This window comes from Pelagimonas sp., from assembly GCF_050633425.1.
Lineage (GTDB): Bacteria > Pseudomonadota > Alphaproteobacteria > Rhodobacterales > Rhodobacteraceae > Pelagimonas.
In genome coordinates this window covers 42,387-58,923 of record NZ_JBOEGM010000006.1, presented here as the reverse complement: position 1 = coordinate 58,923, position 16,537 = coordinate 42,387, and the positions used below count along the sequence as shown (strand labels likewise).

Below are 16,537 nucleotides of genomic sequence, written 5' to 3'. Positions count from 1 at the left end.
AGAACAATCGGCAGCTCCGTCCCGCCAAGCGGACATTCCTTTTCGGACAATGTGAGACGAGAGAACTGGGTTTAATCTATCGTCAGGCGTTACATCAAACGAATCGTGGGGAATAGGATTGTGTCGTTGCGATTTTGGGGTGGAAGGCATTGATGGCTTTCAGCGCCACAAAAGAAAAAACACAAAAGAAAAACCGCAGACGCGAGCCTGCGGTTTTATCACTGTCCCGATATTCGGGGTGTCCGTCAAACTGACCGGGGGCTTAGCCCTGGCGAGCTTTAAACCGGCGCTGCGTCTTGTTGATGACGTATACGCGGCCCTTACGGCGCACAACGCGGCAGTCGCGGTGGCGCTTTTTGAGCGAACGGAGTGAGTTTGCGACCTTCATTTGGGTCTCTCCTCTATCGCGGCGCGCGAGCGCCAGTGTTGTTGCTACCTTGTGATCCGCTACGAACCAGAAGGCGGTGAATTCCATGGTGGGCGATACTGGGATCGAACCAGTGACCCCTTCGATGTCAACGAAGTGCTCTACCGCTGAGCTAATCACCCATATGGCCTGCGCGAATTTCTATGCCCCGAAATAAAACGGGGCGCGGATCACCGCGCCGGTCCGGCGTCTATAAAAGGAGTCGGAACAAGGATCAAGGGCTTTTGATACAGGTTTTTTTCGGGCTATGATGTTTCCAAAGGAAGGCCCGATGCCCAGCACTTCGTACCACTTGCATTTACCCGATGCTTTTACCTCATGCGTTGTATTTGCCTCACCTCATAGTGGGCGCGATTACCCTTGGTCGTTCCTGCGTGGCACGGTTTTGGACGATCACACCATCCGATCTTCCGAAGATGCCTTTGTGGACAGGCTTTTTGACTGTGTCCCGCAATTCGGTGCGGCATTTTTGCGCGCCGGGGCTCCGCGGGCCTATGTGGACCTCAATCGCGCCAGTGACGAACTTGACCCGGCCCTGATAGAAGGCGTGAGCAAACGGAGTCATAACCCCCGCATTGCCTCAGGGCTTGGGGTTGTGCCGCGTGTTGTTGCCAATGGGCGCGCGATTTATCGCGGCAAACTTCCGATGGCCGAGGCGGATCGCCGAATCGCCCGGATTTGGAAGCCGTATCACGACAAGCTGACCGATCTTCTGGCGCAATCACGGGCGCAATTTGGCTGTTCCGTTCTGATTGATTGCCATTCGATGCCGCACGAAGCTGTGCGCAACACAACTTCCAAAGGCGCACCGCCGCAAATTGTGATCGGCGACCGTTTTGGGGCGTCGGCGGCTTCTGACGTGGTCGATCAGGTCGAAGCGGCCTTTGAACGGGTTGGTCTGCGGGTGGCGCGCAATGCGCCCTTTGCGGGGGCCTATATTGCGCAGCACTATGGCCGTCCGTCGCAAAATCAACATGCGATCCAGATCGAAATAGACCGTTCGGTTTATATGGATGAGGCTGCCGTGCGTCCCAACGGTGACTTTCACACCTTCCGAAAAGTCTTGCGCGGCGTGACCGCCGAGCTTGCGGCGATCGGGCATCATGGGACAGATCAGCTTGCCGCTGAGTGACTTAGGAACAGCTAAGGTTTCAAAAGGCGATCCAAGGCGGCTTCAATCGGGGCGGGATCCGCGATTTTTAACCGCACCGGCACAACCAAAACTTTGGATCGAAAGTCGGGCGGCAAGCGCACGGCGTCCTTCTCTGTGGTCACCAATTGCGCGCCCAGCATACGGGCTTCGGTTTCCAGTCTCGTCAACAACGTCTGTGACAGGGGCTGATGATCCGCAAGCGCTTCGGCTCGTTTGATGTCTGCCCCAAGGCCGCGCAGGGTTGCAAAGAACTTCTCGGGGTGACCAATACCGGCAAAGGCCAATGTGGGCAGGTCCGCCCAGTCCATCCCGGTTTGGAGCGGCTCTAACTTGCCTGTGAGATGGGGCACCGTTATCGCGGTTTTCCAAAGCTGTGCAAACCGGGCCTGTGCGGTATCCGGCCCAATCGAAACAACCAGATCGGCGCGTTTCATGCCTATGCCCACCGGTTCACGTAAGGGCCCGGCAGGCAGACACCGCCCATTGGCGAAACCGACGACAGCATCCACCGTTACCAGTGTCAGGTCTTTGTGGACCGAGGGGTTTTGCATTCCGTCGTCCAAAATGATCACCTCGGCCCCGGCATCCTGCGCCGCCCGCGCACCGGCGGCACGGTCCTTGGCGACCCAAGCGCGGGTAAAAGCTGCGATCAACAGCGGCTCGTCCCCGGTTTGCTCGGCGGTATGGGTCTTTGGGTCGACCTCAACCGGGCCGGACAAACGCCCGCCATACCCGCGCGAGACCACATGCACCTTGAGACCGCGCTCGACCAACAGCTGAACCAAGGCGATGACGGTCGGTGTTTTTCCTGTGCCGCCCGCATTTATGTTGCCTACACAAATCACCGGAACATCTGCCACGAAATCCGGCTCTTTCGCCACGCGTTGTGCGGTGGCCCGTTTCGTCATCGCGGCCAATGGGGCCAAGAACCGCGCGCGCAGAGCAGGTTTATCTGGGGGTGTCAGCCAGAAACGGGGCGGACGCATCACGGCTCTCCTGTTGTATCAAGATGCGCACATATCTCAGACAAGACCGCATCGACAAGGGCCGCCCCTGATGAGACCAAATCCCATCCTGCATGGGCCATCACAGCCGCCTGATCAGGGGCGACCAAATGTGAGACCGCCGCTGCGAGACTGTCGGTGTCACGGATGATCCGCGCTGCGCCTGCATCGACAAGTCGTGAATAAGCATCAACATGCTGGCCGACATTTGGGCCGTACAAAATGGCCGCCCCAAGCGCCGCTGCCAAATACGGATCCTGCCCGCCATGACCATGTGCCAAGGAACCGCCCAAAAAAACCAACGGGGCCAGTCGATACCAAAGCCCCAATTCCTCAGGGCCGTCAGTGATCAAAACCTGTGTGTTCTCATCAGGCAGCTCACCCTGGTCCCAAAGGCACACCCTCAGTTGCAGGTTTTCGGCCTCGGCTGCGATACCCGGCGCGTCTTCATCCCGCTCCGGGACCAGGATCAATAAAAGCCGATGTGCAAGCCGCGACGAAATGCGATGGGCGCGCAAAACGTCACCGGCCTCATCGCTGGGAAGGTTTGCCGCCAGCCACACCGGGCGTCCCGATAACAGGCTGGCCAGTTCTTCATGTTGAAGATCATCGCAGCCGGGCGGCGGGTCATTGTCAATCAGCGGCCCCTTTTTGCGGAGCCGCGAACGATCAACCCCAAGGCGTCTTAACCGACGGTTCGCCTCGGCACTGACTGTGTAAAAGCTGTCGAACAGCGCCAAAACCGCCGGTCCGGGGTCGGGCATCCAACGCGGGGCAGGGGTAAGCCAAAGCTGATCCTGGGCATCCAATGCAATAAAATGACAGCCCTGCTGATCCAGCGCATCAAGCAGCGCCGGGCGCAGCGTGCGGCCAGCCCAAAGAACGACATTGGGCTTTAACGCCTGGGCAAACTGTTCACATTCAGACACCGTATCAGCCGGTAACTTGACCTGGTCCAAATCGGCCCGTTCAGGCACTTTGCCCGACACACATACCGTGATCTCTGGCCTCAGGCCGCGAAGCCTTGCGCATAGGCTTGCCAAGGCGCGGCCCTGTTCGTGGCTCTCGGCATAGGCCCAAACCACTGGCCCCGCCGGGCGGGCAGGCAAATCCACGGATTTGGGAAAGGCATTGCCGCGCGCAAATGCCAGATAAGTTGCAAGCGATAACGCGCGGCGGGACACGTCTTAGCTCAGCTCCTCGGTCGAAGAGGCGGATTGCTCTTCGTCCCGTAACCTGTGCAAATGCGCAATGAAATACCGCATATGCGCGTTGTCCACAGTGCGCTGCGCCGCGGCCTTCCATGCGTTGAACGCGGTCTCATAGTTCGGAAAAATACCGACAATGTCGATCTCATCTATATTGCGGAAAACGGTGGTCGACGGGTCGGTCAGTTCGCCGCCAAAAACAAGGTGAAGCCGTTGCATGGAAATCCTTCCGGGCTGTTAAGACTGATCCGGCCACAGGCCGGTCATTGAACAAATGTTCGCGGTTGCAGCAAGCCTAATCTATGCGCCACTGGGGTCAAGCGGCCTAGGGAAAATGCCGCGGCGTGGTTGTTGGCCCGACCCAGTTGTCATATCAAAACCGGTGCGCAATAGGCAGTGCGTCTGATTTGACATATGCTACCTATATTTAAGGGGACGTTCTCATGAAGCATTTTCTGTTCTGCGCTGGTTTGCTGCTGACGGCTTGTGGGCATGTCGATCAAAACAAAGTTTTCCCCGGCACGTTTGAAGGACAGGCGGTGGTGGTCTGGGTCGGGTCCGGTGCTACGAGTGGATATGGCGATGGCACCTTTATTTACGTCCCGATTCCGGGGGCGGAGCTCCGTTTTATTCGCGACACCAAGGCACAGCCTTCGCCAGGCTCTGAAGTCATCACACCCGAAGCGTTTTACACCGATGGCGGTTCTGTGCCGCGCGGTGTGCAAGGCTTGCCGGGGTTCAACGCCTGGGCCTATGGACCGGCCTATGTCATCCACGATTGGGCTTTTGTCGCGCGCAAATGTCTCAACGATGAAGGCCGCGTGCCTGCCGATCTGATCACCGACGAAATGCGCAATATCCGCAATATGACCTTTGCCGAAAGCGCGTATTTGATGGCCGAAACCATTGAAACACTGGTGTTGAACCATGAGGGCGATGAGGTCTCTCAGCGGGTGGTCCCCTCTTTTACTGCCGGGGCGGTGACCCATGCGCTATGGAAAAAGAAAGGGGTGTGCGAAGATCAACATCTTAAGCCTGAACATATAGAAATCGTCGAACAAATTCAGGCCGAAAGAAGTGTGGTCACACCAGAAGCTGTGATCGTCGGAGGCCCGCGCAGCGCGCTGCCCGGCGTTTCACCAGATAGCCCCGCGCCTCTTCCTTACACCGTGATCAGCGTCATCACTCCGGGCGGGTAACCCGGACGAGGGCATTTCGCGGGGCAAAAGCGCCTAGAAATCCAGCCCAAGATCAACCGTGCGCGCCGAATGCGTTAGCGCGCCGGATGAGATGTAATCGACGCCAGTGGCGGCAATCGAGGTGATCCGGTCCAAAGTAACATTGCCGCTGGCTTCGGTGGTCATGCGACCCTCGACCATGGCAACCGCCTCGCGCAGCGTGTCATTGTCCATGTTATCAAGCAAAACGACCGATGCGCCGCCGACCTCCAGCACCTCGGCCAACTGCTCAAGCGTGTCGACCTCGATCTCAACCGCCATCATATGGCTGGCATGGGCTTTGGTTGCCTCAAGCACGGCGCGCACGCCACCCGCTGCGGCGATGTGATTGTCCTTAATCAGGATCGCATCCGACAGCGAATAGCGATGGTTGAACCCACCCCCATGCAGCACTGCCAGTTTTTCGACCAAACGCAGGCCGGGGGTGGTTTTGCGGGTACAGGTGATGCGCGCCTTGGTGCCCTTGGCCTGCGCGACAAACCCGGCGGTCTTGGTGGCGATGCCGGTCAGACGCCCGGCGAAATTCAAGGCCACACGCTCGCCCGACAAAATGGATGCGGCAGCCCCCGAAATCGTCATGAGCGTGTCCCCCTTGTTGCAAGGCTGACCATCAGCGATATGCGTCTTTATCTGTAACTGCGCATCCACCAAGCCAAAGGCGATAGCGGCAACCTGCATGCCAGACACAACCCCGTCTTCGCGGGCGTTCAAACGGGCGTCATAACGCGTGTCCGCCGGGATCACGGCGCGGGTGGTCACGTCGCCATAACTGCCCAAATCTTCCATCAGCGCGTTGCGGATCATCGGTTCTAGAACCAAATCGGGAACGGTGGCAAAGCTCATGTCATGTCCTTACAAACCTGCGCCCGAAGGGCGAGCGCCTGCGGCAAATATACCTGTGATCGTTGGCCGGGGCCGTCTAGCGCGTCGGGGAAATCTGATCGCTCATGGGCACCACGGCTTTCTTTTCGGCTCAGCGCTCCGGCGGCAATAAGGGTCGCGGTCGCGCACATATTAAGGAACGAGGGGCTGTCACCATGGGCCGTTTCCAGCGCAGCAATCCGCCGCAACGCCTCGCGCAATCCGGGGGCATTTCGCACAACGCCGACCAGAGATGTCATCGTTGTGCGCAAGTCCGTAACAGCCGTTTCAGCCGGAGGCGTCCCGCCGCCTTCAAAGCGGATGTTGATCGGGGCGGCTTTTCCGGTGGGCACCGTTTGGGCAATGCCTTCGGCGCAAATCCGGGCATAGACCAAGGCCTCTAGCAGCCCGTTGGAGGCCAAGCGATTGGCACCATGTAGCCCTGTTGACGACGCTTCGCCACAGACCCAAAGCCCCTCCAGTGTGGCGCGCCCCTGCATGTCAGTGGCGATGCCGCCCATATGATAATGCGCGGCGGCGGCCACGGGGATCGGCTCAATCGCGGGATCAATCCCGTTGCGGGCACAGGCCTCGGCCACGGCTGGGAATTGCTCCTTGATCGCTTCGCCAAGCACCTCGCGGGTGTCGAGCATCGGGCGATTACCCATCTGGCTTTGGGCAAAAATTCCCCGCGCCACAACATCGCGTGGGGCCAATTCGGCGTCCGGGTGCAGGGCCTGCATAAACCGTTCGCCGTCTTTGTTTATCAACACCGCGCCTTCACCGCGCAAGGCTTCGGTCGCCAAGGGGGCCGGGTCTTCGCCCACATCCATCGCCGTGGGGTGGAACTGAACAAATTCCGCATCGGCGATCAGGGCACCGGCCCGCGCCGCCATGCCAATCACCTGTCCTCGAATACGTGGCGGATTTGTCGTCAAGGCATAAAGCCCACCCGAGCCACCACCCGCCAACAAAACCGCAGAACCACGCAGCATCACCGGGGCAGATCGCGCATCAGAGGCGTCTTGAATGGCGACGCCAGTCACCCGGTCATCGGTGGTTTCAAGCTCCACGGCCATGGTGCCTTCGAGCACTTGGATTGATGGGGTTTTACGTACTTGGTCAATCAACGCGGCCATGATTTCGGCCCCGGCCTGATCGCCTTTGACACGCACCACACGGGCAAAACTGTGCGCCGCCTCGCGCGATAGAACATAGCCGCCGTCCTTGGTGCGATCAAAGGGCGTGCCAAGCGTGGTCAGGTCCAATATGTAATCGCGCGCCTCGCGTGTCACCAGATCGGCCACAGCCGGGTCAACCGTTCCGGCCCCGGCGTTAACCGTGTCGCGCGCATGGTTGTCGGGGCTGTCCGAGGCATCCATCGCCGCCGCCACGCCGCCCTGAGCCCAGGCCGAGCTTGCGCCTTCGCCCAAGGTCTCGGGCGAGATCATCACCACCGGGCGCGGGGCGAGTTTCAGCGCCGCATAAAGCGCGCCAAGCCCTGCGCCAATGATGACGATCCGGTCGGTCGAGATGGTTTTCATGACGTGCTCAGAGGCCCAGTTTGCGCGACAAATCAATCATGCGCTGAACGCTAAGCCGGGCTTTGTCGGCCACCTGCGCGTCGACTTCGACCTGATTTTCCATCGTGTGCAGCACCCAAAGCACCTTTTCCAAGGTGATTTTCTTCATATAGGGGCACATGTTGCACGGGCCGACAAAATCCACCTCAGGAAGTTCATCGGCAATGTTTGATGCCATCGAACATTCGGTGATCAGCATGGCTTTTTCAGGCTTCTCATCATGCACGTATTTCAAAATACCGCTGGTCGAGCCGCTGAAATCGGCCTCGGCCACCACGTCGGGCGGGCATTCAGGGTGCGCAATCAGGCGGGTGCCGGGGTTCCATTCGCGGAAATCCCGAAGGTCTTTGGCCGTGTATTGTTCATGCACGATGCAAGAACCGGGCCAATACACCACGTTCTTAAAGCTCTCGTTCGCGACGTTCTGGGCCAGATATTGGTCCGGTGTCATGATGACCGTGTCGCTTTCCATCGCGTTGACGATCTGGACGGCGTTTGAGCTGGTACAGCAGATGTCAGAGGCGGCTTTGACCTCGGCTGTGGTGTTCACATAGGTCACCACCGGCGCGCCGGGATATTTGGCGCGCATCTCTTCGATGCCCTCGGCGGTGATGCTTTCGGCCAGAGAACAACCCGCCTGCATATCCGGCATGAGCACGGTTTTGGACGGGCTGAGGATTTTCGAGGTCTCGGCCATGAAATGCACACCGGCCTGTACGATCACATCGGCTTCAACGTCCTGGGCCTTCATGGCCAATTGCAGGCTGTCGCCGACAAAATCGGACACGCCGTGAAAGATTTCCGGCGTCATATAGTTGTGGCCCAAGATCACCGCATTGCGCTCTTTCTTGAGCGCATTGATAGCTTTGACATAGGGGGCATAGATGGCCCAATCGGGGGGGGCCACAACCCGGTCCATACGTGCATAAATGTCCTGCATCGACGCCGCCAATTCGGGCGACGGAGTCAGGTCATAATGGTCTGAAAGGGTGGTGCGAACATGCGTAAGATCTAGCAACGGCTGGTCTCCGAGTGTTGGATTGCGCATCTGTTACAGAGTTATGACAGGAAATCCCACCCCCTGCGCCATGTCGCGGGGAAACTTGGTGCGATATGACGCAAAACCGTGAAAAACCCACGTTTTTCAGACCAAACGGTCAAGAAATGCCGCGTGTAATGTGGGGTTTGCGCCCAAAACGCCATCGGTTTGGGGCACTGGATTGTTGAATTTTAACACCGCGCCGCGCCGGTCTGTTACCCGTGCGCCTGCCTCAGACAAGATCAATGCACCGGCGGCGATGTCCCATTCCCAGCTTGGTCGAAACGTGAACATCGCGTCATAACGGCCTTCAGCAACGAGGCTGAGACGATAGGCCAAGGACGGGCGGTGATGGCGTTTGACCGATGGCACGCCGCGTGGCCAAAATTGCGGATCAAGGCTTGGTTTGGTGGCCAGCACATCCGAGGCATCGACGTCGTGTGTCTGGCTCACCCCGATGGGCAGGCTGTTAAGCCGCGCGCCTTGTCCGAGCGAGGCGCTATACAGGCGATCGAGCATCGGCAAATACACCGCCGCCGCCACGGGCACCCCGTCTTCAACAATTGCCAAAGCATGCGACCAAGTGCTCCCGCCCTCGATAAAGGCGCGGGTGCCGTCAATGGGATCAACGATAATCACCCGCTTTTTGGATTGGCGATCCTCGTTGTCATCGCTTTCCTCAGACAGCCAGCCATAGTCCGGACGTGCGCTGCGCAATCTGTCTTCGAGCAACCGATTGACCGCCAGATCTGCCGCTGTCACCGGCCCGGCGTTGTCCTCTTTGTGGCGGATATCCAACTCCCCACCCACAAAACTGCGCGCCAGTTTCCCCGCCTCGCGGGCGGTTTCCGTCAATAAGGTCAGATCACTCGCCGGCAAGGGTCATTCCTTCAACCAGCAATGATGGCACCACATAGGTGAGCCACGCGCGTGCATCATTGGCCGGGATGATCGACCCCAGCATATCGCGTAGGTTCCCGGCGATGGTCACACCCGAGACAGGATAGGCTGGTTCGCCATTCTCGATCCAGACACCCGCCGCCCCGCGCGAATAATCCCCGGTATTGGGGTTGATGGTCGAGCCAATCATCGACGTCACCAAAAGCCCGGTGCCCATTTGCGCCATCAACTCGGCCTGTGTCGCGCTGCCTTGGGTCAATTCAAGGTTCCAAGACGCAGGGGCCACTCCGCCTGACACGCTACGTGCCGCGTTCCCGGTCGAGTTCAGCCCAAGTTTGCGCGCATTGGCAAGGTCAAGCGTCCAGCCTGTCAGGGTGCCGTCATCAATGATCTTGCGGCTGCGCGTCGCAAGCCCTTCTGCATCAAACGGACGTGATGCGGTTTTGCGTGGGCGATGCGGGTTTTCCACCAGATCAATGCCCTTGGGCAGAACCTGATCCCCCAAATTGTCCAGCAACCAAGATGATCCCCGCGCAATCGCGCCACCATTTGCCGCCCCCATCAGATGCCCGATCAGGGAGGATGAAATCCGTTCATCAAACAGCACAGGATAGGCCCCGGTTTTGGGTTTTTGCGGGTTCATTCGCGCCAAAGCGCGTGTCGCTGCGGTCAGCCCGATCTCTTCGGGGCTGCGCAATTCCGATTGAAACACCCGCCCGTCACCATCGTAATCGCGCTCCATTGTCAGGCCTTCACCCGCAATTGCGACACATGACACCGACCGAGATGTGCGGCGATAGCCGCCTGCAAATCCGTTTGATGCCGAGATCGCAACCTCCGATGATCCATACCCAGCCGAGGCCGATTGCACCTGAGTGATCCCGTCTTGGGCGGCCGCCGCGGCTTCGGCGCGCTGGGCATCGTCTTGCAATGCCCCCGGCGCGGGTTCGGCGCTTGGGTCGTGAAGCTCCAGCGCGTCAACATCCCAATCGCGGGCCAATTGGCTGGGATCAGCAATGCCCGCATAGGGATCTTCCGGGGCTTCCTGGGCCATGGCCACAGCGCGTTCTGCCATGGTTTGCAAGGTCTCGGGCCGAGTGTCAGAGGCCGATACAATGGCACTGCGCTGACCAACAAACACCCGCAATCCAATGTCTTGCCCTTCGGAACGTTCCGCCTGTTCTAGCTTACCATCACGGACATCAATGCTTATCGAAGTGCCGCTTAAGGCAATAGCGTCGGCGCTGTCGGCACCAGCCGCTTTGGCGGCCCCCAACAAAGCTTGGGTCAGGTCGAGAGGGGAGGCGGGCATCTTTGTGATCCTCGTTATTGCAAGGCTGCTGGGGCTATTGCGTGGCTGGGACAGACACGCCAACAATGGGCCCCATCCGCCGCCCCGTATCCGAACGGCCAAGCTGCGGCGCATAAAGCCGCGAGACATTGCCATCCAAAAACAGCGCATTTGGTGTGTTGAGTTTGTCGCGGAAAAACTCTGCGAATTCGTAAAAGGTGACGGCGTTGTCCGAAATAACAAACACCGTGCGCGCGCCGCTGTCGGCGCTGCCGACCCCATTTCGGATATATCGTGACGTGCTGTTTTCAAGGAAACGGGGATGCATGACCCCGTCGATAACAAGCATCGGGCCCGATTGGGTGGCGTGTTGGCAATTGGGTTTCGTCGCGAGGTAAGCACGCGTTTCGATCACATCGGCGCGGTTGCGGCGAATGCAGAAAATGCCGTTGGGCAAGAGACCGAAATTGCCGGGGCTGGCCCCTGACAACACGCGCATTTCCTCGGTCTGGTTTTCAAGATAATGCCCGACCGGGCTGCGATCTTCGTGGTACATGCCTGCATTCATCGCAAAGATCAGGGTCCGCCCCAATCCGCGCAGCTGTAGTTGCACATTTTCGAATGATCCCAAGGGCGTGCCATCGCGACCATTCAAAAACAGCCGCAAATCCTCGATTTTTGGCGAGACAGTGCAGACCGTATAGCGATTGCCCTTATATGCCTCGCGCGCGCAATCGACTGCGGCCGCAGGGGCCGCAGTACAAAAAGCAAGCGCGAGGCCTGCCAAAAGGGCGCGCAGAGGCGTCATATTATTTGTCCAAATCGCGGCGCACGTCTTCGTTGTCGAAGAGGCGGCGGGTTTCATCCATCTGATCAAAGGTATCATCCAGACGGAAGCGCAATTCAGGTGCGAATTTGAGCGATAACCCATGTGTGACGGCGCGGCGTAATTCGCCTTTGTTGCGGCGCAAAATTGCGTTCATTTCTTCTGCACCTTTGCCGCCGAGCGGGACAACATACACCGTTGCCACACGCAAATCGGGCGACACACGCACATCCCCGACAGTCAGGTTCAGCCTGTTCAAGTCAGGGTCATGGATTTCGCCACGCAACAAGGTTTCGGACAATTTGCGCCGGATAAGCTCGGCCACGCGCAATTGACGCTGACGGGGGCCGGTTTGTTCTTTGGATCTGTTTTTTGCCATGTAGCCAGACTTAAGCGGTAAGGCCCCCTTTGCCAAGCGGGCCAAGGCGGGTATGCAGGCGAATAATAGCGAATGGAGAAAAAGCGATGACCGAAGCCCCAGGCGTAGTGGTGACAGGCGTGTCTGGCCGGATGGGCCAAATGTTGGTGCGTGAGATTTTAGCGCATGACAAATTGCGACTGGCAGGCGCGTTGGAGCGCAAGGGGCATGACTGGGTTGGTCGTGACCTTGGCACGGCGATGGGCGGTGCCGCATTGGGTGTCGAGGTGAGCGATGATGCGCTTGAAACCTTTGCCAAGGCGCAGGCGGTGATTGATTTTACCGCGCCAGCCGCAACAGTTGAGTTTGCGGCCCTGGCGGCGCAGGCGCGTGCGGTGCATGTGATTGGCACAACCGGCCTGTCCGACGATGATTTGCACAAGATCCACCTAGCCGGGCGGCATGCGGTGATTGTCCGCGCCGGCAATATGAGCCTTGGGGTCAATCTTCTGACGCAAGTGACCAAACAGGTGGCGGCGGCACTGGACGTCGATTGGGACATTGAGATTGTAGAGGCACATCACAACCGCAAGGTTGATGCGCCGTCGGGCACGGCGTTGATGCTCGGGGAAGCCGCAGCCGAAGGGCGCGGTGTTGCTTTGGATGATGTCTCAGATCGGGGTCGTGACGGAATCACAGGGGCGCGCAAACAAGGTGACATTGGCTTTCACGCGATTCGCGGTGGCGATGTGATTGGCGAGCATGAGGTGATTTTTGCCACCGGCGGTGAGCGGATCATGCTCAAACATATGGCATCGGATCGCTCGCTTTTTGCCCGTGGCGCGCTGAAGGCCGCGCTTTGGGGACAAGACAAAGCGCCGGGGGAATATGATATGCTTGATGTGTTGGGGCTTAAGGGCTGATCAGCTCCCCCGCTTTGATCGCAGCGTTCCCCACCCACCCGCCCTCACGCTCCGATAAAAGCGGGGGAGCTGAGGGGCGCTCCGATCTTTCGCAGGCAAGACGCGTGTGCCGTCACGGTGACGTTACCAAGAAGACGCTGGGCGAGGGCGTGCTGTCGTGCCCAGCGAGTGTTTCAAAGGTTTTGGCCGGTCAATAACGTGTGCCAAAACCGTTTGCTAAAAACCTGTGCCACTCCGACCTGTCAATCCGACAAACCGTTTTGAGCGTGCCTGTTTGTAAAGGGCTCTGTCCGCCCCGCGCAACTCCCGCTCGAGCTAGGCCCGCTCAGAAATCAATCGCGATGCCCTTTTTCTCCCAATCGCCATAGCGGGCCGGGTCTAGCCCATCGCGGCCCCCCAATTCCTTTGGAGTGGCTTTTTCTTTGGCCGCTTGGGCGTCGCGGCGTTCGGCGGCTTCGGCCAATGCGCGTTGTGCGGCGGGCGGGAGATCGTTGGGCGTGTCGGACATGGTGCTTTCCTCGGCTTTGTGGCCTTGATATACGGCGCGGCAGCGTAGGGGCAAGGTGGCCCGAAAGCGCAGCCTATGGAGAACACATGCCGCAACAGCCCAGCCCGGCCCGCAAAGCCGCCGTCGATCTTTTGGACCAGGTCTTGGACGAGGGGCGCCCTTTGTCTGAAAACGTCGCCGTGTTGGAGCGGCTTGGCCCGGCGGATCGTGCCGCAGCACAGCGGCTTTCGGCGGATGTTTTACGGAGCATGGAGCGGGCGGATCGGCTGTTGCAGCATCATTTGCGCAAGAAACCAGAAACCCGCGTGATGAATATTCTGCGTCTGGGCACCTATGAGCTGTGCACCGGTGGGGCTGCGCATGGCGTGGTCAGCGATTGCGTCAATGTCGCCGCCGTTGGCGTGCATACCCAAGGGGCCAAGGGGCTGGTCAATGCCGTTTTGCGAAAAATCGCCGCCACAGGCCCGGAAACTTGGGACAGTTTGCGCGTGCCACGCCTACCCAAATGGTTGCGCGGCCCTCTGATCGAGGCGTGGGGCTCTGAAATTCTCCCGGCGATGGAAATTGCTCATCACAAAGGCGCACCGCTTGATTTGACCGCCAAGGGCGACGCTGAGGCCTTGGCCAAGGCCGTTGGAGGCGAGTTGCTGCCGACCGGATCCGTCCGTCTGCAAGACGGAGGGCAGGTCTCGGCCTTGCCGGGGTTCGATGACGGTGATTGGTGGGTTCAAGACGCCGCCGCAGCCTTGCCGGTTAAGCTGCTCGGCGATGTCACTGGGTTGCAGGTTTTGGATATGTGCGCGGCTCCGGGCGGCAAAACCATGCAATTGGCCGCAGCCGGAGCACTGGTTACGGCGCTTGATATCTCGGCGTTGCGCCTGCGCCGTGTGCGTGACAACCTGCGCCGCACTGGGCTTGACGCTGAGCTGGTCGAAGGCGACGCGCTCGAGCATGAGGGGCAATATGATGCGATCTTACTGGATGCGCCCTGTTCCGCGACCGGCACCATTCGCCGGCACCCGGACCTGCCCCATTCCCATGAGGGCGAGCGAATCGCAGAACTGATTGGCCTGCAAACACAGATGATCGACCATGCCCTGACCCTATTGAAACCCGGTGGTCGGCTGGTTTTCGCCTCATGTAGCCTGATCCCCGATGAGGGAGAGTGTCAGGTCGAAGAGGCGCTGGAGCGACACCAAGACATATCCATTGTCCCGCTAGACCTTCCTTGGATCGAAGACGGCTGGCAATCCGAAGAAGGCGGTCTTCGCCTGCGGCCCGATTTTTGGGCAGATCGCGGCGGAATGGACGGTTTTTATATGGCGGCTCTGCAAAAGGGATAAGGCCCACCGCAACGGCATGGCATTGCGCTGATGACTTTGTGAAATTGCTGCGATATGCTGCGGGCAAAGAATGGCCCGAAACTGGGCGGCCCATCCGGGTGACAAGAGGCAGTGCAGATGGCCAAACGGCAAAGTTGGCGAACCGCGCGGGCGCGCGTGATGAACCGTATGCATGCGCGTATGGCAGCACGTACGCGTGCAGCGACGGCCTTTGTCTCCAATCCAGAACCACGCACTGTCGGCTTCTTTGCGCGTGGCCGCCAAATGATGGCGGGCAACCTGATGTTTGCGGGCCATTTGGTCGAAGCCAAGGACCAGATGATCTGGGATCTCGACCTGCCTGACCATGCTTTTGCCGAGGAAATTCATGGGTTTGCTTGGCTTGATGATCTTGCTGCTGTTGGGGATCTCAAGGCGCGGGAATTGGCGCAAAGCTGGCTGTGGGGCTGGATTGAGCGGTATGGCGCGGGTCATGGGCCGGGCTGGACGCCGGAACTGACGGGTCGGCGGCTTATTCGGTGGGTGCATCATGCGCTGTTCTTGTTGCGCGGCAAATCCGTCGATTCCGAAGGCTATTTTCGATCTCTGGCGATTCAGGCCCGATTTCTGGGAAGGCGCTGGCACACCGCAACGCCGGGATTGCCTCGGTTTGAGGCGCTGACCGGTCTGTTATACGCGGGCTTGTCGCTCGAAGGGATGGAGCATCATATCGAACCGGCGCGCCTTGCGTTGGGCGAAGAATGTCAGCGCCAAATCAATGATCAAGGCGGTATTCCGACCCGCAATCCCGAAGAACTTCTCGAAGTCTTTACCCTTCTGACATGGGCGCAATTGGCGCTCAATGAGTCTGGCAAGACACCTGCGGACGCTCATCTCGAAGCCATTGCCCAAATCGCGCCGACCCTGCGCACGCTGCGCCATGCCGATGGGGGTTTGGCGCGCTTTCACGGCGGGGGCAGGGGGCTCGAAGGGCGTTTGGATCAAGCCTTGGCGGCTTCTGGAAACAAAAAACGTCAGGCCGAAGGGTTGGCTATGGGCTTTGCACGCCTGTCTGGCGGTCGTACCACAGTCATCGTTGATGCCGCGCCACCGCCCTCGGGAAGCGCCTCGGCGCATGCACATGCCTCGACCTTGGCGTTTGAACTCACATCCGGGCGTCGTCCGATGATTGTCAATTGTGGCTCTGGCGGTGGGTTTGGCGAAGATTGGCGCCGCGCTGGCCGCGCGACCCTCTCGCATTCAACGCTGTCGTTACAAGGCTATTCAAGCGCCAGATTGGCACCGCCGCGTTGGATTGGCGCGTCCAAACGCGAATTGCTGGAGGATTTGCCAAGCCATGTGCCGGTGCAAATGACCCACCTGCCTGAAAGCTTCCGCTTTGAGGGAGGGATGGACGGCTATGTGGCGATTCATGGGCTGACACATGCCCGTAGCCTTGAGCTGATGCTCGATGGGCGCACCCTCAATGGCGAAGATTACTTGGTCGCGCTTGATTCGCCCGCCAAGAAGCGTTTCGACAAAGCCATGGATCAATCGCGCCTTGCGGGTGTTCCCTTTGACGTCCGCTTTCATTTGCACCCAGAGGTGGATGTGGCGCTTGATTTAAACGGGCAAGCGGTTTCCATGGCGCTAAGATCCGGGGAAATATGGGTTTTTCGGACCGAAGGCGACTATAGCCTGGAGCTGGAACCGTCGGTTTACCTTGAAAAAGGTCGCCTTCAACCGCGCGCGACGAAACAGATCGTTTTATCCGGCCGCGCAATGGAGTATGCGACGCGCGTCCGCTGGTCTTTTGCCAAGGCGCAGGAAACTGCCGTTGCTATTCGCGATCTGGCCCAAGATGAGGCGGACATCGAGACTTAACAGCTCTGGGAA

Annotated in this window: 17 protein-coding genes and 1 tRNA gene; 5 read left to right on the top strand and 13 right to left on the bottom strand. The window is 59.1% G+C overall.

Going from position 1 to position 16,537, the window contains the following annotated elements; translation table 11 throughout:
- Positions 1-262: 262 nt before the first annotated feature.
- Both ykgO and ACRBB0_RS05435 read right to left on the bottom strand, forming a co-directional pair.
- Positions 263-388, bottom strand: a complete 126-nt coding sequence (gene ykgO / locus ACRBB0_RS05440) for a type B 50S ribosomal protein L36 (RefSeq protein WP_007792261.1) — start codon at positions 386-388, stop codon at positions 263-265.
- A gap of 86 nt (positions 389-474) precedes the next feature.
- Positions 475-549, bottom strand: a tRNA-Val gene (locus tag ACRBB0_RS05435).
- 149 nt (positions 550-698) lie between these two features.
- Between ACRBB0_RS05435 and ACRBB0_RS05430 the strand changes: the two genes are divergently transcribed.
- Positions 699-1,559: an N-formylglutamate amidohydrolase gene (locus tag ACRBB0_RS05430; RefSeq protein WP_431373392.1), complete on the top strand. Its 861-nt coding sequence runs from the start codon at positions 699-701 to the stop codon at positions 1,557-1,559.
- An 11-nt stretch (positions 1,560-1,570) separates the two neighbouring features.
- Here the strand turns inward: ACRBB0_RS05430 and lpxK are convergent, their stop codons facing one another.
- Genes lpxK through ACRBB0_RS05415 form a run of 3 tightly spaced genes read right to left on the bottom strand, consistent with a single transcriptional unit; the run spans position 1,571 to position 4,011 of the window.
- Complete coding sequence (gene lpxK, locus ACRBB0_RS05425; protein ID WP_431373391.1) at positions 1,571-2,566, bottom strand: tetraacyldisaccharide 4'-kinase; 996 nt, start codon at positions 2,564-2,566, stop codon at positions 1,571-1,573.
- Positions 2,566-3,768: a 3-deoxy-D-manno-octulosonic acid transferase gene (locus ACRBB0_RS05420; RefSeq protein WP_431373390.1), complete on the bottom strand. Its 1,203-nt coding sequence runs from the start codon at positions 3,766-3,768 to the stop codon at positions 2,566-2,568. The genes lpxK and ACRBB0_RS05420 overlap by 1 nt, the downstream gene beginning before the upstream one ends.
- Before the next feature lie 3 nt (positions 3,769-3,771).
- Positions 3,772-4,011 carry a DUF4170 domain-containing protein gene (locus ACRBB0_RS05415; RefSeq protein WP_431373389.1) on the bottom strand — a complete coding sequence of 80 codons (240 nt, stop codon included), beginning with the start codon at positions 4,009-4,011 and terminating at the stop codon, positions 3,772-3,774.
- Between the two features lie 224 nt (positions 4,012-4,235).
- Here ACRBB0_RS05415 and ACRBB0_RS05410 point away from each other — a divergent pair, with 224 nt between their 5' ends.
- A complete protein-coding gene (locus tag ACRBB0_RS05410; RefSeq protein ID WP_431373388.1) occupies positions 4,236-4,991 on the top strand; it encodes a hypothetical protein in 756 nt (251 codons plus the stop codon).
- 33 nt (positions 4,992-5,024) lie between these two features.
- Here ACRBB0_RS05410 and nadC read toward each other — a convergent pair whose 3' ends face one another.
- The 7 genes from nadC to rbfA form a co-directional block, all read right to left on the bottom strand.
- Entirely contained in the window at positions 5,025-5,873 is an 849-nt protein-coding gene (gene nadC / locus ACRBB0_RS05405; protein ID WP_431373387.1) for a carboxylating nicotinate-nucleotide diphosphorylase, read from the bottom strand.
- The gene (locus ACRBB0_RS05400) at positions 5,870-7,435 is read right to left on the bottom strand and encodes an L-aspartate oxidase (protein WP_431373386.1); all 1,566 of its coding nucleotides are present in this window, start codon (positions 7,433-7,435) and stop codon (positions 5,870-5,872) included. Before ACRBB0_RS05400 ends, nadC begins: the two co-directional genes overlap by 4 nt.
- A gap of 7 nt (positions 7,436-7,442) precedes the next feature.
- Positions 7,443-8,492 (bottom strand): quinolinate synthase NadA, encoded by a 1,050-nt coding sequence (gene nadA / locus ACRBB0_RS05395; protein WP_431373385.1) that lies wholly within the window; start codon positions 8,490-8,492, stop codon positions 7,443-7,445.
- A 126-nt stretch (positions 8,493-8,618) separates the two neighbouring features.
- Positions 8,619-9,392, bottom strand: coding sequence for a 3'(2'),5'-bisphosphate nucleotidase CysQ (locus ACRBB0_RS05390; RefSeq protein ID WP_431373384.1), 774 nt, complete (start codon positions 9,390-9,392; stop codon positions 8,619-8,621).
- Positions 9,379-10,725 carry a TldD/PmbA family protein gene (locus ACRBB0_RS05385; RefSeq protein WP_431373383.1) on the bottom strand — a complete coding sequence of 449 codons (1,347 nt, stop codon included), beginning with the start codon at positions 10,723-10,725 and terminating at the stop codon, positions 9,379-9,381. The genes ACRBB0_RS05390 and ACRBB0_RS05385 overlap by 14 nt, the downstream gene beginning before the upstream one ends.
- A gap of 34 nt (positions 10,726-10,759) precedes the next feature.
- Entirely contained in the window at positions 10,760-11,512 is a 753-nt protein-coding gene (locus ACRBB0_RS05380) for a phosphodiester glycosidase family protein (RefSeq protein ID WP_431373382.1), read from the bottom strand.
- Between the two features lies 1 nt (position 11,513).
- On the bottom strand, positions 11,514-11,909 hold the full coding sequence (rbfA, locus tag ACRBB0_RS05375; protein ID WP_431373381.1) for a 30S ribosome-binding factor RbfA: 396 nt from the start codon (positions 11,907-11,909) through the stop codon (positions 11,514-11,516).
- A gap of 86 nt (positions 11,910-11,995) precedes the next feature.
- Here rbfA and dapB point away from each other — a divergent pair, with 86 nt between their 5' ends.
- A complete protein-coding gene (dapB, locus tag ACRBB0_RS05370) occupies positions 11,996-12,811 on the top strand; it encodes a 4-hydroxy-tetrahydrodipicolinate reductase (RefSeq protein ID WP_431373380.1) in 816 nt (271 codons plus the stop codon).
- A gap of 325 nt (positions 12,812-13,136) precedes the next feature.
- Here dapB and ACRBB0_RS05365 read toward each other — a convergent pair whose 3' ends face one another.
- Positions 13,137-13,319 (bottom strand): DUF1674 domain-containing protein, encoded by a 183-nt coding sequence (locus ACRBB0_RS05365; protein WP_431373379.1) that lies wholly within the window; start codon positions 13,317-13,319, stop codon positions 13,137-13,139.
- Between the two features lie 86 nt (positions 13,320-13,405).
- On the opposite strand from ACRBB0_RS05365, the gene ACRBB0_RS05360 reads away from it, so the two are divergent.
- The gene (locus tag ACRBB0_RS05360) at positions 13,406-14,662 is read left to right on the top strand and encodes an RsmB/NOP family class I SAM-dependent RNA methyltransferase (protein WP_431373378.1); all 1,257 of its coding nucleotides are present in this window, start codon (positions 13,406-13,408) and stop codon (positions 14,660-14,662) included.
- Positions 14,663-14,779: 117 nt separating this feature from the next.
- On the top strand, positions 14,780-16,525 hold the full coding sequence (locus tag ACRBB0_RS05355; RefSeq protein ID WP_431373377.1) for a heparinase II/III family protein: 1,746 nt from the start codon (positions 14,780-14,782) through the stop codon (positions 16,523-16,525).
- Positions 16,526-16,537: the final 12 nt, after the last annotated feature.